The 20,923-nt window shown below is 48.4% G+C and carries 20 protein-coding genes; 9 read left to right on the top strand and 11 right to left on the bottom strand.

The window, feature by feature from the left end:
• Positions 1-43 precede the first annotated feature (43 nt).
• From B5F83_RS09345 to B5F83_RS09305, 8 genes are all read left to right on the top strand, one after another.
• On the top strand, positions 44-655 hold the full coding sequence (locus tag B5F83_RS09345) for a hypothetical protein (RefSeq protein ID WP_087280133.1): 612 nt from the start codon (positions 44-46) through the stop codon (positions 653-655).
• A 19-nt stretch (positions 656-674) separates the two neighbouring features.
• Entirely contained in the window at positions 675-1,304 is a 630-nt protein-coding gene (locus B5F83_RS09340; protein WP_087280136.1) for a DUF2764 family protein, read from the top strand.
• Positions 1,305-1,322: 18 nt separating this feature from the next.
• Positions 1,323-3,077 carry a V-type ATP synthase subunit A gene (locus B5F83_RS09335; protein ID WP_087280139.1) on the top strand — a complete coding sequence of 585 codons (1,755 nt, stop codon included), beginning with the start codon at positions 1,323-1,325 and terminating at the stop codon, positions 3,075-3,077.
• A complete protein-coding gene (locus tag B5F83_RS09330) occupies positions 3,067-4,392 on the top strand; it encodes a V-type ATP synthase subunit B (RefSeq protein ID WP_087280188.1) in 1,326 nt (441 codons plus the stop codon). Before B5F83_RS09335 ends, B5F83_RS09330 begins: the two co-directional genes overlap by 11 nt.
• Before the next feature lie 4 nt (positions 4,393-4,396).
• Entirely contained in the window at positions 4,397-5,005 is a 609-nt protein-coding gene (locus tag B5F83_RS09325; protein WP_087280142.1) for a V-type ATP synthase subunit D, read from the top strand.
• Positions 5,006-5,009: 4 nt separating this feature from the next.
• Entirely contained in the window at positions 5,010-6,803 is a 1,794-nt protein-coding gene (locus B5F83_RS09320; protein WP_158094207.1) for a V-type ATPase 116kDa subunit family protein, read from the top strand.
• A 41-nt stretch (positions 6,804-6,844) separates the two neighbouring features.
• Positions 6,845-7,300 carry a V-type ATP synthase subunit K gene (locus B5F83_RS09315; protein WP_087280147.1) on the top strand — a complete coding sequence of 152 codons (456 nt, stop codon included), beginning with the start codon at positions 6,845-6,847 and terminating at the stop codon, positions 7,298-7,300.
• Between the two features lie 226 nt (positions 7,301-7,526).
• A complete protein-coding gene (locus tag B5F83_RS09305) occupies positions 7,527-7,979 on the top strand; it encodes a dTDP-4-dehydrorhamnose 3,5-epimerase family protein (RefSeq protein ID WP_087280191.1) in 453 nt (150 codons plus the stop codon).
• Between the two features lie 30 nt (positions 7,980-8,009).
• Here the strand turns inward: B5F83_RS09305 and B5F83_RS09300 are convergent, their stop codons facing one another.
• The 4 genes from B5F83_RS09300 to B5F83_RS09285 are packed head-to-tail and all read right to left on the bottom strand — an operon-like array spanning position 8,010 to position 13,096.
• The gene (locus B5F83_RS09300; protein WP_087280150.1) at positions 8,010-8,870 is read right to left on the bottom strand and encodes a hypothetical protein; all 861 of its coding nucleotides are present in this window, start codon (positions 8,868-8,870) and stop codon (positions 8,010-8,012) included.
• A 14-nt stretch (positions 8,871-8,884) separates the two neighbouring features.
• Positions 8,885-11,329 (bottom strand): family 20 glycosylhydrolase, encoded by a 2,445-nt coding sequence (locus B5F83_RS09295; RefSeq protein ID WP_087280153.1) that lies wholly within the window; start codon positions 11,327-11,329, stop codon positions 8,885-8,887.
• Positions 11,330-11,342: 13 nt separating this feature from the next.
• The gene (locus B5F83_RS09290) at positions 11,343-12,083 is read right to left on the bottom strand and encodes a LiaF domain-containing protein (protein ID WP_143822523.1); all 741 of its coding nucleotides are present in this window, start codon (positions 12,081-12,083) and stop codon (positions 11,343-11,345) included.
• Between the two features lie 11 nt (positions 12,084-12,094).
• On the bottom strand, positions 12,095-13,096 hold the full coding sequence (locus tag B5F83_RS09285) for a class II fructose-bisphosphate aldolase (protein WP_087280159.1): 1,002 nt from the start codon (positions 13,094-13,096) through the stop codon (positions 12,095-12,097).
• 61 nt (positions 13,097-13,157) lie between these two features.
• Between B5F83_RS09285 and gmk the strand changes: the two genes are divergently transcribed.
• The gene (gene gmk / locus B5F83_RS09280) at positions 13,158-13,727 is read left to right on the top strand and encodes a guanylate kinase (RefSeq protein ID WP_087280162.1); all 570 of its coding nucleotides are present in this window, start codon (positions 13,158-13,160) and stop codon (positions 13,725-13,727) included.
• Positions 13,728-13,754: 27 nt separating this feature from the next.
• Here the strand turns inward: gmk and B5F83_RS09275 are convergent, their stop codons facing one another.
• The 7 genes from B5F83_RS09275 to B5F83_RS09245 form a co-directional block, all read right to left on the bottom strand.
• Positions 13,755-14,378 carry an HD domain-containing protein gene (locus B5F83_RS09275; RefSeq protein ID WP_087280195.1) on the bottom strand — a complete coding sequence of 208 codons (624 nt, stop codon included), beginning with the start codon at positions 14,376-14,378 and terminating at the stop codon, positions 13,755-13,757.
• Between the two features lie 36 nt (positions 14,379-14,414).
• The gene (locus B5F83_RS09270; protein ID WP_143822522.1) at positions 14,415-17,054 is read right to left on the bottom strand and encodes a hypothetical protein; all 2,640 of its coding nucleotides are present in this window, start codon (positions 17,052-17,054) and stop codon (positions 14,415-14,417) included.
• A gap of 5 nt (positions 17,055-17,059) precedes the next feature.
• Entirely contained in the window at positions 17,060-17,464 is a 405-nt protein-coding gene (locus B5F83_RS09265; RefSeq protein WP_143822521.1) for a hypothetical protein, read from the bottom strand.
• 11 nt (positions 17,465-17,475) lie between these two features.
• On the bottom strand, positions 17,476-18,372 hold the full coding sequence (locus B5F83_RS09260; protein WP_087280173.1) for a GLPGLI family protein: 897 nt from the start codon (positions 18,370-18,372) through the stop codon (positions 17,476-17,478).
• A 75-nt stretch (positions 18,373-18,447) separates the two neighbouring features.
• Positions 18,448-18,735 (bottom strand): TIGR04149 family rSAM-modified RiPP, encoded by a 288-nt coding sequence (locus B5F83_RS09255; RefSeq protein ID WP_087280175.1) that lies wholly within the window; start codon positions 18,733-18,735, stop codon positions 18,448-18,450.
• 38 nt (positions 18,736-18,773) lie between these two features.
• Positions 18,774-20,033, bottom strand: coding sequence for a hypothetical protein (locus B5F83_RS09250; protein ID WP_143822520.1), 1,260 nt, complete (start codon positions 20,031-20,033; stop codon positions 18,774-18,776).
• Positions 20,034-20,051: 18 nt separating this feature from the next.
• Positions 20,052-20,726, bottom strand: coding sequence for an SPASM domain-containing protein (locus tag B5F83_RS09245; RefSeq protein ID WP_087280182.1), 675 nt, complete (start codon positions 20,724-20,726; stop codon positions 20,052-20,054).
• Between the last annotated feature and the right edge of the window lie 197 nt (positions 20,727-20,923).

Genomic DNA, 20,923 nt, shown 5'->3' with positions numbered 1-20,923 from the left:
TCCTTATTTTTGTGAGCACTAAGAACGATAAGATTTTTTCAAAATGCCGAACAAATTGCAGGAATTGACGGACAGGCTCTACAACGAAGGGCTGTCCAAAGGAAAATCCGAAGGCGAGGAAATAGTGAAGAAAGCCGTAGAAGAAGCGCAAAGAATTGTGGCCCAAGCAGAAAAAGAGGCCGCGAATATCATGGCATCCGCGCAGAGGGAAGCCGAAAACATGCGGAAGAAGACCGGCGACGAGGTACGTGCGGCGGCGGTACGCTGCATCGCGGAGACCAAGGAACGCATTGAAAACATGATAGTCGTGCAGGCCGTGGGAGACAACCCTGAAGAGGCCCTCTCCGGCAAAGAATTCATAAAGGAAATGATAGAAAACATCATAAGGGCTTTCAATGCAGCCTCGGAAGAGCCTGCCGACCTCGATTTCGTGCTTTCCGAGCAGACTAAGGAAGACGTCGGACCGTTCCTGCAACGGGCAATCGGGGAGCAATTCGGAAAAGGCGTACGCATATCATGTTCCGGAAAATTCAAAAGCGGATTCACGGTAGCCCCGAGAGGGAAAGGATATTTCATAAGTTTTACCGATGAAGAATTCAAAAACCTGATATCCGAATACCTCAGACCCGCCACGAGGAAAATCGTTTTCGGCTGAAACTGAAAAACTCGGCAAGATGAACAATTACCATTATCTGATTTCGTCCCTGCCGTCCCTGCGGCTTGCAGCGGATGGAAGCATGATTCCGCCTTCGGAAATGAAGAAAGAGATATACGAAGGATGCGGAGGGCACGACCGCAGGCTTTTCAAATGGATAGAATACGCATTCGACGGAGACAGACTGGACAGCCTGCTGTATTACAAGGCATTGAGGCACGGCAACCGGTTCATCAGGGAATATATGAGATTCGACCTTAATTTCCGTAACGCCAAGACCGCATACCTCAACAGAAGTCTTGGGAGGGATGCCGGCCGTGACATGATAACAGGAATAGACGGCGGGGAATTCGAAGAGGCCGGTGAGGTGGAGGAGGCGCTCCGTTGCGGCGACATACTTGAAAGGGAGGAAAAACTCGACGGGATAATATGGCGGAAGGCTGAAGAACTGACGGAGCATGACTATTTCAATGTAAATGCGCTCCTGTGCTATCTCGTCAAACTGCACATCATCGAAAGGTGGTACTCGCTCGACCGCGAAAAGGGCGAAGCAATGTTCAAGAGCCTCGTAAACGAAGTGCGAGGCACATTCAAAGGCATTAATCCGGAGGACTATGCCCGTCCGGCGAAAAGACAAGGAAAGGAATAAAAGTTTTAATAAATAGATATGAAAAGCACTGGAAAAGTCACTGGAATCATATCCAACTTGGTTACAATCGAAACCGAAGGGCCGGTAGCCCAGAATGAAATCTGTTTCATCGATGCCGCCGGCAACCGGCTGATGGCCGAAGTAATCAAGATAAACGGAAGATACGCCGCAGTGCAGGTATATGAAAGCACGAGGGGCCTGAAGAACGGAAGCAAGGTGGAATTCGAAGGGCACATGCTCGAAGCCACGCTCGGGCCGGGCCTGCTTTCGAGCTGCTACGACGGCCTCCAGAACAACCTCGCCTCCATGACAGGCGTGTTCCTCAGACCGGGGGAATACACCCCTCCTCTCGACCATTCGAAACTGTGGGAGTTCAAGCCGCTCGCAAAGCCGGGCGACAGGGTAAAGGCTGCGGACTGGCTCGGAGAGGTGGAAGAAGGCTGGCTTCCGCACAAAATAATGGTGCCGTTTTCATTCACGGGCGAGTTCACCGTTAAATCCGTAAAGGAAGCCGGGGCATATAATATAGATACCGTGATAGCAGTGCTTACCGGTGCGGACGACAGGGACATCGAGGTGACGATGACACAGAAATGGCCCGTAAAGATAGCCGTCGGAGGCTATGCGGAGAAACCGAGGCCTGACAAGATAATGCAGACAGGGGTTAGGACCATCGACACCCTGAACCCCATAGCGGAAGGAGGCACAGGATTCATACCGGGGCCTTTCGGCTGCGGAAAGACAGTATTGCAGCACGCAATCGCAAAGCAGGGTGATGCCGAAGTAATCGTAATGGCGGCCTGCGGGGAGCGCGCGAACGAGGTAGTCGAGATTTTTACGGAATTCCCCCAGTTGGTGGACCCGCGTACCGGGAGGAAGCTCATGGAACGGACTACAATCATCTGCAACACCTCCAACATGCCCGTGGCCGCACGCGAAGCCTCGGTATACACGGCTATGACCATCTGCGAATATTACCGTGCAATGGGCCTGAAAGTACTGCTGCTTGCCGACTCCACATCGAGGTGGGCACAGGCCCTGAGGGAAATGAGCAACCGCATGGAAGAACTTCCGGGGGCCGACGCATTCCCTGTCGACCTGTCCTCGATAATCTCCAATTTCTACTCACGGGCGGGAATGGTTGTGCTGAACAACGGCAGGACCGGCTCGGTAACATTCATCGGGACCGTTTCCCCGGCGGGAGGAAACCTGAAGGAACCGGTGACCGAATCCACGAAAAAGGCCGCACGCTGCTTCTATGCCCTCGAACAGAGCAGGGCCGACAAGAAAAGATATCCGGCAGTGAACCCTATCGAATCCTATTCGAAATACCTTGAATATCCGGAAATACAGGAATTTCTTTCGAAAACCGTAGAGGAAGGCTGGACGGACAAGGTTAATACGCTGAAAAACATCATCAGGCGCGGAAAGGAGACATACGAACAGATAAACATCCTCGGAGACGACGGAGTACCGATGAGCTACCATGAGATTTACTGGAAAAGCGAACTGATAGATTTCGTGATATTGCAGCAGGACGCCTTCGACAAGGTGGACAGCCTGTGCCCGATGGAAAGGCAGAAATACATGCTGGACTTCGTGCTCGGCATCTGCTCCAGGGACTTCGTTTTCGAAGACTTCGAAGAATGCGGGACATACTTCAAGGAGATAATCAACTGGGCAAGGCAGATGAACTATTCCGAATTCGGAAGCGGGGATTTCAGAAAATACGAGGCTTTAATCAAAGAAAAAATTGAAGAAAATGGCAAATAAGGCATACCAAAGGATATATACCAGACTGGACGGCATCACCAAGGCCACCGTATCCCTGAAAGCGGCAGGGGTATCCAACGACGAACTCGCCGTAGTGGACGGACGTCTCGGCCAGGTCGTGAAAATCAAGGGCGATACCGTGACCTTGCAGGTATATTCGGGAACGGAAGGCATACCGACAAATGCGGAAGTCGTTTTCCTCGGCGAACCTCCGGTGCTCGAAGTCGGCGACGGGCTTGCCGGCCGCTTTTTCAACGCATACGGCAGACCGATAGACGGAGGCCCTGAAGTCCGCGGGGAACGCAGGCAGATCGGAGGACCGTCGGTCAACCCTTACAAAAGGAAACAGCCATCGCAACTGATTCCGACCGGCATCGCAGGCATCGACCTCAACAATACCATAGTCTCCGGACAGAAGATTCCTTTCTTTGCCGACCCAGACCAGCCATATAACCAGGTAATGGCGCAGGTGGCGCTCAGGGCCGATGTGGACAAAATCATCCTCGGGGGAATGGGGCTCTCCAACGACGACTATCTCTATTTCAGACAGCAATTCGAATCCGCCGGGGCCCTCGACAAGATTGTCAGCTTCGTCAATACCACGGAACAGCCGCCTGTGGAAAGGCTTCTGATTCCGGACATGGCCCTTACAGCGGCCGAATATTTTGCCGTGGACAAAAACGAAAAAGTCCTGGTTCTGCTGACCGACATGACACTCTACGCCGATGCCCTGTGCATCGTAAGCAACAGGATGGACCAGATTCCGTCGAAAGACTCCATGCCGGGCTCCCTGTACTCCGACCTTGCAAAGATTTATGAAAAGGCGGTACAGCTTCCGGACGGAGGCTCCATCACGATTATCGCCGTTACCACCCTTAACGACGGGGACATAACCCACGCAATACCTGACAACACGGGATATATCACCGAAGGGCAGCTTTACCTCCGGACCGATACGGATACCGGAAAGATCATCATAGACCCGTTCCGTTCCCTGTCGAGGCTAAAACAGCTGGTAATAGGGAAACAGACACGCGAAGACCACAGCCAGGTGATGAACGCCGCCGTCCGCCTGTATTCGGATGCGGCGAATGCAAAGACCAAGCTCGAAAACGGTTTCGACCTGAGCGACTATGATTTGCGCTGCCTCGACTATGCAAAGGAATATTCCACGGAACTGCTGGCAATCGATGTCAACATAAGCATAGATGAAATGCTCGATACGGCATGGAGGCTTTTCGGAAAATATTTCACGAAAGCCGAAACAGGAATAAAGGAAGAATTCATCTCCAGATACTGGAAAGGAAAAGCATGACAGGATGGCTATAAAGTTTCAATACAACAAGACCTCGCTGAACGAGATTACCAAGCAGCTGAAAGTCCGCACAAGGGCCCTTCCTACCTTGAAAAACAAGGAATCGGCCCTCAGACTCGAAGTCCGCAAGGCAAAATCCCGCTCGGACGAGCTTGAACGGCAATTGGAAGCATCCATCAAGGAATACGACGGCATCGCTGCGCTTTGGAACGAATTCGAGCCCGGTCTGATTTCCGTAAAGGACATAGAAGTGGATACAGTGAAAATCGCCGGAGTGAAGATTCCCGAGCTGAAAGGCATCGATTGGGAAATCCGCGACTTCAATGCATTTTCCAAACCGGCCTGGTTTGCCGACGGAGTCAGGATACTGAAGAAGATGGCAGCCCTCGGAATCGAATCGGAAATATTTGCCGCGAGAAGCAAAATACTCGATTTCCAGAGGAAAAAGACCACGCAGAAGGTCAACCTGTATGAAAAAGTTCAGATTCCCGGCTACCAGGAAGCCATATTGAAGATAAAACGCTTCATGGAAGACGAGGAAAACCTGTCCAAGGCAGCCCAGAAGATAGTCAAGACACGTCACGAAACGGAGGAGGAAGAAAGCCATGATTAGGAAAATGACAAAATATTCATTTATCCTGCTCAGCGGGGACAGGGACGGCTTCCTTGACAGGCTGAGCAGCCTCGGAGTCATGGACATAACCCGCTCCTCGAAGGCCGTGGACGAGAGCTCGGCCCTGATGCTCGACAGGATTTCGCGTTACAGGAACGTAATGAAAAAACTCGGGAAACTGTCTTTCGCGAACGACCCCGATTTTCCCGAAATGGAAAAAATCGCCTCAAAATGCGAGGAACCCGCCGACTGCATCTCCGCCTTCGAAGAAACCGAAGCGCGCATCGGCAGCCTCACTGAAGCCATCCGGAACTGTGAAAAGGAAATGCAGGCGGCCTCGATTTGGGGAGAATATACGAAAGAAGATATTGACAGAATCGGGGCCCTCGGCTACGATGTCAGATTTTTCCGAATACCGGCAGGACGTTATGACGAAAACTGGGAAAACGAATATATCATCCAGATAATAGAAAAAAAGGAAAACGTCTGGTTCGTCGTCCTTTCTCCAAAGGGAGGGGAAATCTCCCTGCCCGCAAAGGAAATCCAGCCGCCGGCGGCATCAGTGAACGAATTGAAGGCCGAGGCGGAAAGGCTGCACGGGGAGCTAACGGAACAGAAGGGCCGCATGCTCTTCCTCAAAGGCCGGGAGGAAAGCATCGGTGCCAGCTATCGCGAAGAACTTTACCGCCTTGACCAGTATCTGGCGCGCAAATCGGCCGGAACAGCCGCGGAAGACCATATTTCCGTCCTCGAAGGCTTCGCACCGGCAGAAAAACGCAGCGACATAGAAGCATTCCTCGACACGCAGGACGTCTATTATCTCGCCGAAGAGGCTACCGCCGAGGACAATCCTCCGGTACAATTGAAGAACAACTGGTTCGCCCGTGCATTCGAGCCTATCGGAAGCCTTTACCTGCTTCCGCGCTACGACGAGCTCGACCTCACCCCGTTTTTCGCCCCGTTCTACATGCTTTTCTTCGGACTTTGTGTCGGCGATCTCGGATACGGGCTCATCCTGCTCGCTGCCGGAATCGCGATACATTTCAAGATGCCGAAAATGGCGAATATCGGGACACTCGTCGCCCTTTTGGGAGTCGGCTCCATAATAATGCCGATGCTTAGCGGTACTGTATTCGGAGCAAAACTTTACGACATACTGCCGATGTCCGACAAATTGCGGGGAATGTTCCTAACAGACATGCAGCTGTTCTGGTTTTCACTGATATTCGGCATAGTCCAGCTGGTATTCGCCCGTATTATCGCAGGAGTATACGCCACCGTAAAACAAGGATGGCAGGCAGGCCTGTCCAACTTCGGCTGGGCCGCATTCACGCTGTGGGCCGCCCTCGCATTCACTGAATGGAACAGCAAAGGAGCCATAGAGATTATGTCGCCGGCCTTGAGCTATTCCCTGCTCGGCTTTGCGGGAGTCTGCATCCTGTTTTTCTCAAGTCTCAGCAAAAACATTTTCAAACGCATAGGGAAGGGCATCACATCCGTATACGATGTCACCGGCCTGTTGGGCGATGTCCTGTCCTATATAAGGCTGTTCGGGCTCGGAATGTCCGGAGGCATACTCGGCATGGTATTCAATGCGATGGCCTTCCAGCTCAGCGGGATACCGTACGTAGGATGGGTGCTTACGGTACTGCTCCTGCTCATTGGCCACAGCCTGACCATATTCATAGCCTGCCTCGGAGCCTTCGTACACCCGATGAGGCTCACATTTGTGGAATTTTATAAAAATGTCGGCTTTACAGGCGGCGGGCGCCCGTACAGGCCGCTGGAAAAAAGATAAGATAAAGGAAAATCAAAATAATAATTAAAAGTATTCGAAACATGGAGACATTACCATTGATTCTGGCCTACATAGGCCTCGCCGTAATGCTTGCGCTTTCAGGCATCGGTTCGGCAATCGGAGTGACTATGGCGGGAAACGCCACTATCGGGGCTATGAAGAAAAACCCTGACATTTTCAGCAAAGCATTGATTCTATGCGCATTCCCGGCCACACAGGGACTTTACGGCTTTGCAGCGTTCTTCATATTGAACAACAGCATCCAGGGGCTGGCCGACCCTCTGACACTGGTTCAGGGACTGGCCATATTCGCCGCAGGACTCGGCTTGGGCTTTGTAGGCCTGATGTCGGCCATACGCCAGGCCGGTTTCGTGGCAAACGGAATCACCGCCATGGGCAACGGCGTAAATGCCTTTTCGAGTTCACTCATACTCGGAGTGTATCCGGAACTTTACGCCATCCTCACCTTCGCGGCCGCATTCCTCGTAATGCCGTAAATAAGAAAGCCCGCCTTGCTTTTCCTGGCCGTTGCCATCATCGTGGCAACGGCCAATATATGTCTCGGACCAGGAGAATCCACAAATATCACCTTTACCATGAGAAAAGATGAATTCGAAATCATGGCAGGAGCCTCGTCAGCTGACATAAAATCAAGGATAACAGTAAGACTTTGAAAGAACAATGAATAACATAGATAAACGTCAATCAGGAACCGAAAAATATATGCAGACACAAAAAATACATTTCATAGAAGGAGGGATATCGACAGACTACAGAGGGAGCATATCCCATGTGAATGATTTGGACATGAGCGAAATCGAAAGGTTTTATATCATCCATCAGGAAAAATGCGATATCATCAGGGCATGGCATGCCCACCAGCATGAGAAAAAATGGTTTTACTGCATAAAAGGGGCCTTTACAGGGGCTTTCGTCAAGATTGACGACTGGGAACATCCTTCACCAGACCTTCATGCGGAAACATATACATTAACCTCCGGCACGAGCCGTGTGCTCTACGTACCGGAGGGATATGCAAATGGTTTCAGGGCTATTGAACCCGAATCTGAACTTCTTGTATTTTCGAACAAAATCCTCAGCGCCGCTTTGGAGGACAGCTGGAGATATCCTGCCGAAATGTGGATGGATTGGGACAAACGCGAGGCGAGACGGTAAGATTCCGCCCTGTCGCCCCGGTGAAAGCCATTATCTGTATACGATTTCCCTTTTTTCCACCCTCAAAGGCCTCGGCTCGTCATCCCTGTATGTTTCGCGCTCAACCCAGTTTCCGACCGAATCGACCTTGAATTTGAAAGAAAACAGGGTTTCGCCTCTGTTGCTGACCATCAGGAGGGATGAACGCTGGCCACCTTCGTCATAGGTCATTTCGCTGTTCATCTCACCGAAGAATATGTTGTCTGACTTGACCGATACGCTGCGGCCGAGACTGTCATATTCCAAATCGAAACGGCTGAGCACCTTGCCGTTCTTCGAAGAATAGGTTATATTGGCCGTATTGTGTCCGTTTTCATCATATGCCATTATGCGGTAACCGGCTGTCTCACCTTCCTTGTAGGAAAACGTCGCCTTTAGGCTGTCCAGACCGTAATATTTATACGTCTCATATTTTTTCAGACTGTCCTGGGCATCAGTTACCGTCAAAGAAGCCAGACGTCCTGCCTTGTATACATACACGGATTTTTCGACCGTTTCGCCCGCAGCCGAAGTTATAACGGATTCTGCAATCAGACCGTCGGGATTGTAGGTGTTTTCCTGGGTCGAAACCAAATCGCCGTTCCTGTTGAAACGCTGGAGCCTGGTAACCATCCCGTCCTCGTTGAATTCGGCACAGATATTATTCATGGAAGCCTCTACACCCGAGATTTCATAGCCACCGGCCACCGAATCGACAGAATACGGTATGGAGCGCACTGAGGCCACATTGCCCCTCAATTCATATTTTAAAAGATCCTGGTCCGGCTTGTGGAAAGGCCGGTTGCACGATGCGGCCATAAACGCCAACGATACACAGGCAGCAGCCGCACTGATTTTAAGAAGATTTTTCATAATTATTATTTAAACTAAAATACACATATTTCATCGACAAAGACAAAAGACCTGTTGCCTTTCCCCGGATGCCATGACGGCATAGAGTATTCGGGCTTCACTGTCAGCCTGACATACCTTGCCTGCCTCTGAGGGAAGGACAGTTCATGTACGGCAATGCCGTCTTCGTCATCCTCGGACATCACTCCGAAATCTTCACGGGCGACCTTTTCGAAACGCCTGCCGTCCGAAGAAACCTCAACGGAAGCCTCGCGGGCGTCAAGAATCCATTCGCCCTTGTTTACAAGCACATCGAATATTACTTTCGAAATCCCGGTCTCTTCACCGAGGTCTATCAGCACGCGCATGTCGTTGCCATAGCTGGCAATCCATTCCCCGCTCTCGTAATTGAACCTTCCCTTTACGCCGTCGACCAGCCTCGTGACATCACCGTCGCCGTAATTCTTCCTGACCGGAGCCAGGAGTTCTATCCTGCTCGCCGTAGCCTTGTTTACCGTAAAACTTTTTACATATTCACGGCTCACGCCCTTGTCGGAAAACGACACGGCCCTTAAAACACAGTCGCTTCCGATGGACAAAGGCCCTTCGTAACGCAAAGCGGACCCGGAAACAGACACGGAGTCTGCGCCGAGAGGGGACGAGCCGTCAAGCGTATAATAAATATCACTGCCGCCCATCATGGTATACAGTTCTACCTCGATCATGCCGGTTTCGGGATTAGGATGAATCCTGTCACGCACATCGAAAATGCGTAAAGCATAATTGTAACCGTACAGATCATATATCGGAACGAGATTCCTCAGCCTTCTCGAAAAATCATCGAAATCCCTCTTGTCCTGGGCCGACCACTGCACTTCCGAAACGGCAGCGAGCCTCGGAAGCAGCATATATTCGGCATGTTCGGTAGTTTTGATATATTCAGTCCACAGATTGGCCTGCACCCCTATGATATGGGAAGCCTTTTCCGTTCCTTTCAGGTCGTCCGGAATAGGGTCGAAAGAATAGACCTTTTCAATCGGAACATATCCGCCGATTCCGAAAGGTTCGTGCTCTATATCGTCGGACTGGTGGAAATTGAGATAAAAATAAGATGCCGGAACCATTATCACATCATGTCCCATGTGTGCGGCAAGACGTCCACCCTCGGTCCCCGTCCACGACATCACGGTAGCATTCGGGGCAAGCCCGCCTTCAAGTATCTCGTCCCATCCTATGATGCTGCGGCCTTTGGAGTTGATGAATTTCTCCACACGCTCGACGGCATAACTCTGCAATCTTTCCTCGGCAGTATGCTCCGCATCGTCTTTCAGACCGAGTTCGGCTATCTTCGCCTGACATACCGGACAGGTTTCCCAACGCACCTTAGGGCACTCGTCACCGCCGATATGGATGTACTTGGAAGGGAAAATGTCCATTATCTCGGTATATACGTCCTCAAGAAAATCGAAGGTCTCTTCCTTGCCCACGCACAGCACGTCATCTGCGACACCCCAACGGGTCCATACCTCGTAAGGACCTCCGGTACAGCCCAGTTCAGGGTAGGCGGTAAGGGCAGCCAGCATGTGCCCCGGCATGTCTATTTCGGGAATCACTGTAATATAGCGCTCGGCGGCATATCTTACTATCTCCCTTGCCTCTTCCTGGGTATAATAGCCTCCATAAGGGATGCCGTCCGAAGTCCCCCACTCCTTCCTTATGACGGTACCGCTGCGGTATGCCCCCTTTTCCGTCAGCTCAGGCCGGCTCTTGATTTCGATGCGCCAGCCCTGGTCATCCGAGATGTGCCAGTGCAGGACGTTTATATTGTGCAGGGCGAGTATATCTATGTATCTCTTTATGAACTCTACCGGGAACATGTGCCTTGCCACGTCCAGATGGGTACCCCTGTACTGGAAACGCGGCATGTCCTCAACCGTCCCACAGGCTATTTTCACACTGAGATGGCAGAATGCTTTCGAAGCGTAAGGGACACCTTCGTCATCGCAAGGTACCGAGACAATCTTCCTCAATGTCTGCACCCCGTAAAAGATTCCTGCCGGAGAATGCCCGCTCACTGTTATCCCGTCCGGGGCTATTTCCAACGAATATGAATCAGCCACACGCATGCTGTCTCCCGACGGAAGTCCCTCCGTATCCGCAGGAACAAGTTCGAGACTTATGCGGTTGCCTCCATCCGGAAGCGACGATGCCGGAACGGCCTTGAGTTCTATGCCGGTATCTTCCAACAGGTAATGCTGGAGGAAGGAGGCGTTTCTTGCCATGGATGCATCCGTACACGAATCACCGGAAGCATCAGCGTAAACGATGACACTGGCTTTGTCCAAAGTATAGAACCCTTCATCCATCCGGACGGATTGCGGTTCCGGGACTACATCGTAGGATTCGATGGAAACTTCATGCTCGCAGGCGGAACATACCGCTGCCGCCGCCATAAGAAAATAATATAAACTGTTTTTCATAATAAAATGATTTTCAATCCAGATCGGCCTCCTTCACGATGAGGGAGCCGAAAGTAATATTGCCTTTAACCAACAATGTCCGCGAAGCCGTCCTTTCCGCCCCGGACCTCGTATCCCGGGCTTTCCCGGCAAAACCGGACGTCCTCAGTTCGACATACCAGTCATGAGGGAGTACCAGACAGACAGAACCCATGATTATATCCACGTCAATCACGGAAATCCCGTCGGCAAGGGAACAGCGGGACAAATCGATTACGGCAGTACCTGAATTCACATGGACATTTCCTCCCGTAAGAACGCCTTCCTCCACAATGCAGTTGCGCGAAGCGAAAGAAACCCTCTCATACAGCATTCCGTCCTCGCCGAGACCTGACTGTACGGCAGGCCTGAGGCGTTTCTCGACTTTGGCACGGCAATAGCGCACTATCTCCGACACAATGATTACCGCGGCGACGAATACCGGCACTATGATCCAGAACTTCTGATTGGACACGAGGCCTGTAAGCACAGGAAAGACATCCGTGAACAGCGGCAGAAGGGTAAAAGCCCCGACAAAAGTCAGAATCAGGCCCAGGGCCACCGGCCTGGTAGTAATCCTTGCCAGACCGAGGAACAGAATGAGCAGCTGCCACGAAAAGACTATACCCGTAAACACCTCGCCTACGATGTCTTTTCTCATCAGAACATACGTAACAACCAAGAGCAGTACATATATCGCCAGCACTATCCTGCTCCACCCTAACCTGAACTTCATGGCTCTATGGATTATTCGGCCTTTCCGTTGGACCCGAGGACGTTTACAATCTTATGGATATACAGCTTCTTCATGTTATCGCGGGCCGGTCCGAGATATTTGCGCGGGTCGAATTCGCCCGGATGTTCCGCAAGCACCTTGCGTACCGCCGCAGTCATGGCAAGCCTTGAATCCGAATCGATGTTTATCTTGCATACAGCCATCGATGCAGCCTTGCGGAGCTCATCTTCAGGTATGCCTATGGCCGCTTCGAGCTTTCCTCCGTATTTATTGATAGTATCGACTTCCTCCTGAGGCACGGACGAAGAGCCGTGAAGCACTATAGGGAAGCCCGGAAGTTCCTTCATCACGCCTTCGAGCACATCGAAAGCCAGCGGAGGAGGAACGAGACGTCCCGTAGCCGGATCCACATGGCACTGTTCAGGTTTGAACTTGTATGCGCCGTGCGAAGTGCCTATCGAAATCGCAAGCGAGTCGCAGCCGGTCTTGGTCACGAAATCCACCACTTCTTCAGGACGGGTATAGGTATGGTGCTCCGCCTTTACATCGTCCTCGACACCGGCCAGCACGCCGAGCTCGCCTTCCACGGTCACATCGTATTTGTGGGCATAGTCCACCACCTTCCTGGTCAAAGCCACATTTTCATCGTAAGGGAGGTGCGAGCCGTCAATCATCACTGACGAAAATCCCATGTCTACACAGCTTTTGCACAATTCGAACGAATCGCCGTGATCGAGATGGAGCACTATCTGAGGATGCTCCCATCCCAATTCCTTGGCATATTCGACGGCACCTTCGGCCATATAACGCAGCAGGGTGGCATTGGCATACTGGCGCGCTCCCTTGGACACCTGGAGAATCACAGGGGACTTGGTTTCCGCAGCGGCCTGCACTATAGCCTGCAACTGTTCCATATTGTTGAAATTGAAAGCGGGAATGGCATATCCCCCTTTGATTGCCTTGGCGAACATGTCGCGTGTATTCACCAGGCCGAGATCTTTATAAGATACCATATTCTCAAAAATTAAATATTCTACAAAATTACTATTTTTGTAAAAATTTACAAACAGGAAAATGAATAACCGAAAAGTAATCATATTCTCAGCCCCGTCCGGTTCCGGAAAAAGCACGATTGTCGGAAAAATGCTTGAAAAATTCCCCCAACTCGAATTTTCGATATCCGCGACATCGCGCTCCCCGAGGGGAAACGAAAGACACGGGAAGGAATATTATTTTTTCTCTGCCGAAACTTTCAGAAAAATGATTTCCGAAGAAGCTTTCGTAGAATATGAAGAGGTTTATTCGGGTTCCTACTACGGCACCCTGAAATCGGAGCTCGAACGTATCTGGGCGAAGGGCAAAACGATTGTCTTCGACATCGATGTAAAGGGAGGCATGAATCTGAAACGCATTTTCGGGAAGGACGCGCTTGCAATATTCATCATGGCCCCTTCGGTGGAAGAACTGCGCCGCCGGCTCCTTTCGCGAGGGACGGACAGCCCCGAATCGATTGAAAAGCGCATAGCCAAGGCAGAAGAGGAAAACGGCTACGCCGACAGATTCGACACCGTAATCGTGAACGACAGCCTCGAAAAGGCCGTGGACGAAACTGCCGGAAAAATCCAGGAATTCCTCAACGCATGACGGGCCGCCACACAACTGCACGCAAGCCTACGACTGCCGATAATACAGTTCGAATTTTTCCCTCAGCATTTTCTTGTCCGCGATGATTCCGCGCAGCTCATCGAGCCTGGCCGCATTAGGCGACTGGGGCAGCCACAGATGAAGATAACCTTCCGGACCGTATTTTCCTTCGATATGTTTTAAGAAACGCTCCCACTGCCGCTCCTTGTCCATCTCCGGATAATTGGCCTTGCCGTACTGCACCGTCCTTCTGATTACCTGCTCGGGCACTATGTCCCGGTCGGCTTCCGCAACTATTTTCCCGTAAATCGAACGCGGCTCCCATGTATTCGAGGCCCTGTGGTCTTCGACAGCCTCCTTCATGACCTGAATCTGCCCGGGGGAGAACCAGCGCTTCAAGGCGGGGTCGTTTTCTACGATGATTCCGGATTCGATATGGTGCCTCTCCCGCCCCTTTGCCACGCCGAGGTCATGATATGCGGCTATGGCATAAACCATGTCGGGATTCACATCGAAATGCACGGCAAGGGCCATGCTGTTGTCAATCACTTTCAATATATGGTCACGCCTGTGTGCCGGGTCGAAGGCATCGTAGCGTGGCAGGATTTCCGTCTCGACATAACGGACAAGGTCTTCGGATACTTGTTTCATGGACTTTATGAATTTTCCGGGCAAGTTACGAAAAAATCAGAATGTCACATACATTTTAAGCAGGAAAGCCCTTGGCCTTATCAAATAATCGGTCCTGAAACTGCTTCCGGCAGACAATACAGAATAAACGTAATTACGAGTATCCAACAGATTGGAGCACGACAGCACCCAACGTAATTTTTTATAGGAATAAGTTATACCCGCATCAAAAAGCACGAATGATTTCCGGCCGGATGAAGCATTATTATAATAATGGTCGCCAATCAATTCGAGGCCGACTCCCCCTGGTATGCGGAACGCCAGTTTAAGCTGATTGGAATTTGTCAGCAGCGGCTCAAGGTTTTCCCCCGAACCTTGCGAGACGAGCGAGCACAACAGATTGCCGTCATACTCCACGCCCAAAAAATCGAAAGGAGAAAAACTGAATCCGGCAGAAACCTGATATGCCTGGGACTCCATCCGCACGACCTGCTCCTGCCCTAAATAAGGCATATCCCCATACGAAGCCCCGAGCGCCATTTTTATATTAAGGTTTTTCCAATAGATTCCTTTGCTTAGCTCCGCCCCGGCCGACAATACATGGGACAGTTCACCGGTCCTATGCGTTATGGAAGACGAATATATCCCGTCGAAATAATATCCGTAGAGAATCCGCGGGAGCGACAGGGAGTAAGACGTCTTTATATTTAGGAAAAACATATTGAGAACATCCTTGTATCCAAGCGACAAAGAAAAGAAATTGCTTATCCCTTCGGTCAGATCTGCCGTATACCGGGTAAGGCTCTTGTAATCTCTCAGAATCGCGCCTTCATACAAAACAGAAAAATCGGGCATCGAATATGACAGCGAATAACCGAAATCCAAATCCATTGAAGCCGATGGACGGAATTTTATTTCAAGTGTCGGTTCTACAAACACCTTATGCCTGTCCATCGAAGCAAAACCCGGATTCCTGAGCGAAGTGAAATGATATGCTACAGGAAGGAATACCTCAACATCGAAACGCATCGAATTATACGAAGCCCTTACGGCGGGAGCCACACGCAAACGATGCATCATCAAATCATTCGCCACCGGAATACCGTCCAGAACGGCCGCTTGCGGCAACTCCAAGCCGGAATCCAACAGGTCCATATTGTACACAGTGCCTAAAGTAGGAGAAAAAGTTATACCCCACAACCTTTTCTTGACCATCCCTGCCATAAAAACAGAAGCCTCAAGCCCGTCAGAAGAAACATTCTGCAAAGCTCCGGAAAAACGGCTCCCAGATACGGCTCCAGTATCCCGTTCCACTTGCAGAAAGTACGGTTTGTGCTCATAAATCACCTTCGCATTCAATTCATACGCATTATCTTCCGAAAACCTTTTTATCATAGATAACGTACTGGCCGCCTTTATGGAGGACAATCTGAAATTTTGCCTCACACCGTTTACATGCGAAACTGCATCACTGAATTCCCCCGAGAAAAAATTATGGTTCTGCACATAGTTTTTATTCCTGTTTGACACATATCCGATTTCAGCATCGATTTTCTGCATCGCTATTCTGTTTCTTATATCTTCGCCTATGACATTGACAGAGGAGTCAGGCAGCATCCATCTGGTTTCCGACATAGTGGTACGTATTTCGGAATCATTGAAATATGACACATTTACATTGACATCATCCCCATTCTTCGTTCTGAACAGTTCGTTCACTGAAGCCGAATAGGAAGTATTGAAATAATATTTGTCTTTGGAAATGGCCGGGGGCGAAGCCAACGTCGGACTTGCCAGTGTCATGCCGAGCGAATGCAGACCGCCATTGTGGTCCATCAGTTCATAACGCAAATCGTTACCGGTATTGTTGGTTTTCCCTGTTATGATATGCTGGGAAGAATGCCCGAAATACATTCCTGCAACTTCTGCATTCCATAACCCTTTTCCATCGTATCCTCCACCTGCTACACCTGAAATCAAAAACACTCCTTTGGACGATGTTTTCAGTTTAAGGTTAAGATACGTGTCATCAGAAGGGACAAGGTTGCGCAAGGCCTTCACTACCTGATGGTTTTCCAATATTTCGACTGTCGCTATATGATCCGGGGAAATATTTCTCGTCGCAATCCCGTACCGGCCTTTAAGCAAATCCATGCCATCTATCATTACGGCTTTGACCGGTTTCTGCTTATATAATATGGTTCCGTTCCGGGAAACCGTCACTCCCGGCATTTTTTTCAAGACATCTTCTATTACCAAATCTTCCCTGGAACGGAAACTCGCCACATTATATGAAAGCGTGTCCCCGCTCATCTTGATTTTTTCAGCCTTTATCAAGGCCTCTTTCAAGTTGAAGACATCTTCTTCTACCTTAAAATCCAAACGGGACGGCATATTAGGGACTATCTTGCTTGCAGTCTTGACTCCCATACCGGAAACACTCACTATGACACTGTCCGCACCCGTTGAAAACCTAACAGAATAATTTCCATCCTTGTCAGTAGCCGCATAAGCCATGGCAGCCTTGTCAGACATACGATAGACTATGACAAAGCATACTGCCGGATCATTTTTTGAAATAAAAGAAACACGGCCTTCGATTATCGTTACCGGCAATTCCGCCTCCTGCGCCGATATTTCCGAAGGAAACACGATGCAGAATACCATTGCCAGCAACAATGTCACGAACCTTGCCATGCACATTACCTTATCTCTACAGTCACCGTATAATACCCTTCTTTCCCATCGCCATCATACGGTTCATCTTTCACAGAAGTCCTGAACATGAATTCCTTAGCAAAACCCACATTAACAATAATTGCAGATTTGACTACCAATGCGGTAAGTCTTGCAAATTCCCTGTCTCCTTCAGCAACAGACGGATAACTCTCAACATAAACAGCCTTGCTCCCATCAATAAGAGCCTGTTCATTCACATCCATCGCTTCGAAAATATTTTCGAAAGCTATCCCGTTCCCATAGGCATTCGGGATGACTTGCCATTTTTCCGTTTTTACCGTATGTACAACAAATGTTTGCGCCGAAACATTGTGGAAGGAAAACATAAATGTTGCGGCAAATACAAAAAATAAAATTTTGAATTTCATGATTTTCGCTTTTATTTCAATTCAATAGGATCGTAATATAAAGAAATGCTTGATTCAAACTCTCCAGGCTCCCTTGCGTTCCCTTTCCCGTCCTCCATTCTGAGTCTGACCCCGATTGCATTCATAAAAGCATACGGATGCGCAAACATGCCTTCTATGGTTTTATGGAATTTTTCACGGGAACATTTATCGAAAAGAATCTGTTTCTCATATATCGGCCAACTGCCCTGCTCGATTCCGACCGCCTCCCAAAGGTAACTGCCGGACATATCCTCCACCTTCAATATCAATCCCGGAAGCCCGGAAAACTTATACGGTCCGGCATCTATCGGCAAATCCGGACAGAACCATGCCTTGTAATCCCTCCCTGCGAAAGATACGGAAGCACCGTTACATTCATACCCCATCACAGTGGAAGTATCGCCAGTCAAAGCCCATACGAATACCGGTTCATCTTCTTCTAACAATAATACCGGGCCGAACATAAGGGTTCTTTGGGTAAGTACTGTTTTCCCATCTTCGTAAACGAACAATTCAAACCGGTTTGCCACCTTGTCCGAGCCAACAGGATCTTTACCTTCATCCTTAAGTTTCTTGCACAGCTGTTCCCAGCTTTCCATTACCAGACTATAGTCTTTCCTTACCGCTTTGCCTATCTCTACAATCCTCCTGTCTGTTATGTATCTGTCTTCAGGAAAATCAAAGGTATCCACATAAGCCTTGTCTTTTGTATAATATGGTATCGCGTCCCTGAATGTCATTTTGTACTCTACCCTGACATACGCCGAATCCAAGGTCCTGGTCTCATCCCAATCCAATGGCAGATACAGCTCATACGGATTCTGCTGAGCAAGACACAATGACGGTGAGATTAAACACAATAATGCTATCAACAATGAATTTTTCATGACATTGACATACTTGATATACTGAATACATAAGGCCCTGTGATTTGGTCATGGCACAGGGCCTTGCTGCTCACATTAATTTTTTCCTCCGTCTTTATCTACGACTATTATAGCACCATCCAAAATTCCGCCAGAATACAATTGATCTTCTATTGGAACATCTGGAGAATATGGTATATCGGCAATGTTATTTGCCATGTAATTGTCATCTGTAGAAGAACCACCTTGGGATTCATATTTACAGCCGCAGCCACATCTGCCACTCCCCCCGACAATTGAGGTCATCTCTTTTTTGGAAAGATTTTCTTCCAAAACATTTAATTTTATATTCATTTTCAAATCTATTAAATATTCACATTTCATTTTCTATCAAATTTGTTTACAGCAAACCAACAGCATGGCTACTGCCGGCAATGCATAATCGCAATACCGGACAAAATACTTTCAGGCGGTACCATAGCCACCTCCTTTCTTTTTATCTTATCCGTGCATATGCAATCAATGCCCATCACTTCCTCATATGAGGAAGGTGACGGGCATAAATACCGGTATATGCACGTTTTACACCTAGCAAGCATATCCCTTGTTTTACGCCATGCTGTATTCTTATCCATTTCGGAAATTATCAACGAATATACCGTATCATGAATATTTCCTACCGGACACTTACCGGGTCCGGCAAAAACATTTCCGTCAGGGAACAGAAACAATCGTCCAAAATAATTTATGTTTATTACTTGATGTGTAAAAATTTCGTGTCTCGACAAACGCGTACGTAATATTTCTTCTTCATTGAGAAAAACGCAATCGTTGAAAAATTCGTAGTTATTCCCATTAAAGACCGGAACACACACAAAATCAGTTATCCCATCCTGCTTACAGATGTCTTCTGCATTCTTACAATTATCGTCCGATGTCACAAGAAACACATGCCTTAAAGACAGTTTCATAATACGAGAATCCGTCAAGACCAGACCTGCATGCAATAAGACTGCATTAAAACCATTCTTTATCACTTCCTCAACAACGTCTGAATTACCGGCATCCTCGGCCCTGACATATATTGTAATCTTCTTCCTACGTGTTCCAAGCCAATCGAAAAGCCGATGTATATCCGGATAATCACCTATGGATGAGAATACTATATTTATTTCAGACAAATAAGGAGAATCAACCCGTGAAAGAAAACCTATAATATTTTCAGCAGACAATATACAAACGGAACACACTGGATAAATAGTCTGCTCGCAATAACCGTTATCTGGGCAAACACCCCCAGTGTAAACCGTAAGTGAGGTGAAATAGTGAAGCACAGTGGTATTTAGTGATTCTTTTTTCTTTTTAATTCGTTCCCAGGAATGCAACAGATTTAGCATTGGAGGAAATGATACCATGTACTGAAAATCATCCTCATCTTGAAGGATACCGAATCCACGCCTTAAAACTTCTTCTATAAATTTTCCGACCTCTATATCACCAGTATATTCCCCCGCGAAAACCGAATATAAATTCTCAGGCACAAGAAGATTGTGACATAATTCTGCTATAGACTTCGACAAGAGAAACTTATAAAATTCATGGCTGGAGGAATCATACAGAAAACCGTGGTTGTCATCTGTCCATAAAAACACACTAGTCTTTAAAGTCAATTTCTTGTTCATGATTTTCCCTCCGTACATCTATTCGATAGTGACATCTTCCATAAGTCTTCTGTATAGGTTTGGATGCAGCCGTAAATGTGTCAGACAACGCGAAACATACCGACTGAAATCACCATCATTCATAAAACTCTGGCAAACAGGAGAATCAGCATCAATAGTATCAATATAGTACATACATTGTATACAGTTACGTTTACGTTGACACGCCGAACATTGCCTTTGCATTTTATCCAAATATGCGTTGTACTTAACTACAAGTGCATCAATATCGAGTTCCAATCCTGCTTCCGACACATTTCCAAAAGAAAAACGGTGATCTATTTTCTCGCATTGTAGGATTTTTCCATTTACTGTCACAAACATCTTTTTCGAAAAAGGCGAGCACGTTCCGGTTGGAGTATATGGATACTTATCAGGATCAGATATAAGATCGACATAATCCTTAAAAACATTGCCACTATATTGATACAAAAAAAGAAGTAGCTCATGTGTAGAAGGCTCCTCAACAAACATATCTTCGGAAATACGTTCATAATTTTCAGACTGATACAGACTTTCCGATTTATTACGGTACATAGATTCGAATTCCTGCCGTTTATCCTTACGGACACCTGAACTATTCAATTCTGTGATGCGTGGTTCTTTATCAAACTCACATAGTATAAAATCACGAATATCACCGACACTGTTCAAGGAATGGAGCACGCTGTTGAAATTAACATTAATTGCAAAATATTCTGGATACTGCTTCTTAAGCTGTTTTACATTATGGAAAACAGTACATTAGTGTCCCGTTAAAATGGGACGAGTTAAACAATTAATCAAAAAGCCCCGGAATCAGGGGATCATTTAGATCTTTGACATCATTGAAATTAGTCTTGTCGAACAGG

It is taken from the genome of Muribaculum sp. An289, assembly GCF_002159555.1.
GTDB lineage: Bacteria > Bacteroidota > Bacteroidia > Bacteroidales > UBA932 > Merdivivens > Merdivivens faecigallinarum.
Note: the sequence above shows the minus strand (reverse complement) of the source record. Positions and strands in the feature narration are given on the sequence as shown.

What these genes read in the sequence shown, in the direction of transcription:
- B5F83_RS09345 (WP_087280133.1), top strand. Translation starts at nt 44, where the DNA reads ATGCCGAACAAATTGCAGGAATTGACGGACAGGCTCTACAACGAAGGG.
- B5F83_RS09340 (WP_087280136.1), top strand. Translation starts at nt 675, where the DNA reads ATGAACAATTACCATTATCTGATTTCGTCCCTGCCGTCCCTGCGGCTT.
- B5F83_RS09335 (WP_087280139.1), top strand. Translation starts at nt 1,323, where the DNA reads ATGAAAAGCACTGGAAAAGTCACTGGAATCATATCCAACTTGGTTACA.
- B5F83_RS09330 (WP_087280188.1), top strand. Translation starts at nt 3,067, where the DNA reads ATGGCAAATAAGGCATACCAAAGGATATATACCAGACTGGACGGCATC.
- B5F83_RS09325 (WP_087280142.1), top strand. Translation starts at nt 4,397, where the DNA reads ATGGCTATAAAGTTTCAATACAACAAGACCTCGCTGAACGAGATTACC.
- B5F83_RS09320 (WP_158094207.1), top strand. Translation starts at nt 5,010, where the DNA reads ATGACAAAATATTCATTTATCCTGCTCAGCGGGGACAGGGACGGCTTC.
- B5F83_RS09315 (WP_087280147.1), top strand. Translation starts at nt 6,845, where the DNA reads ATGGAGACATTACCATTGATTCTGGCCTACATAGGCCTCGCCGTAATG.
- B5F83_RS09305 (WP_087280191.1), top strand. Translation starts at nt 7,527, where the DNA reads ATGCAGACACAAAAAATACATTTCATAGAAGGAGGGATATCGACAGAC.
- B5F83_RS09300 (WP_087280150.1), bottom strand. Translation starts at nt 8,870, where the DNA reads ATGAAAAATCTTCTTAAAATCAGTGCGGCTGCTGCCTGTGTATCGTTG.
- B5F83_RS09295 (WP_087280153.1), bottom strand. Translation starts at nt 11,329, where the DNA reads ATGAAAAACAGTTTATATTATTTTCTTATGGCGGCGGCAGCGGTATGT.
- B5F83_RS09290 (WP_143822523.1), bottom strand. Translation starts at nt 12,083, where the DNA reads ATGAAGTTCAGGTTAGGGTGGAGCAGGATAGTGCTGGCGATATATGTA.
- B5F83_RS09285 (WP_087280159.1), bottom strand. Translation starts at nt 13,096, where the DNA reads ATGGTATCTTATAAAGATCTCGGCCTGGTGAATACACGCGACATGTTC.
- gmk (WP_087280162.1), top strand. Translation starts at nt 13,158, where the DNA reads ATGAATAACCGAAAAGTAATCATATTCTCAGCCCCGTCCGGTTCCGGA.
- B5F83_RS09275 (WP_087280195.1), bottom strand. Translation starts at nt 14,378, where the DNA reads ATGAAACAAGTATCCGAAGACCTTGTCCGTTATGTCGAGACGGAAATC.
- B5F83_RS09270 (WP_143822522.1), bottom strand. Translation starts at nt 17,054, where the DNA reads ATGGCAAGGTTCGTGACATTGTTGCTGGCAATGGTATTCTGCATCGTG.
- B5F83_RS09265 (WP_143822521.1), bottom strand. Translation starts at nt 17,464, where the DNA reads ATGAAATTCAAAATTTTATTTTTTGTATTTGCCGCAACATTTATGTTT.
- B5F83_RS09260 (WP_087280173.1), bottom strand. Translation starts at nt 18,372, where the DNA reads ATGAAAAATTCATTGTTGATAGCATTATTGTGTTTAATCTCACCGTCA.
- B5F83_RS09255 (WP_087280175.1), bottom strand. Translation starts at nt 18,735, where the DNA reads ATGAAATGTGAATATTTAATAGATTTGAAAATGAATATAAAATTAAAT.
- B5F83_RS09250 (WP_143822520.1), bottom strand. Translation starts at nt 20,033, where the DNA reads ATGAACAAGAAATTGACTTTAAAGACTAGTGTGTTTTTATGGACAGAT.